Source organism: Paenibacillus silvestris, assembly GCF_009882985.1.
Taxonomy (GTDB): domain Bacteria; phylum Bacillota; class Bacilli; order Paenibacillales; family NBRC-103111; genus Paenibacillus_E; species Paenibacillus_E silvestris.
Map to the genome: position 1 here is coordinate 95886 of NZ_WTUZ01000007.1, position 278 is coordinate 96163.

General features: G+C 45.7%; 1 protein-coding gene. It reads right to left on the reverse strand.

The features are described from left to right. Window positions 1–278, reverse strand: a 278-nt coding sequence (locus GQF01_RS36215; protein ID WP_235958877.1) for a tRNA-dihydrouridine synthase, incomplete at both ends; no start/stop codon positions are given.

A 278-nucleotide genomic window follows, 5' to 3' on the forward strand; every position in this document is an offset into this window, starting at 1 on the left:
TTCTGCTACATTCGCCACTGGACAACCCATATTAATATCGATGCCTTTGAATCCTTCTTTCGCCATGCCGATGCTCATTTCACGGAAAAATTCCGGCTTATCTCCCCAGATATGTGCTACAATGGGCTGTTCATCTGGGGTAAAATTCAAGCGCCTACGTACACTTTTGTTCCCCTCTGGGTGACAATAACTCTCCGTATTCGCAAACTCCGTAAAATACACATCCGGTCTGCCTGCCTCACTTACCACATGGCGAAAAACAACATCTGTCACATCTT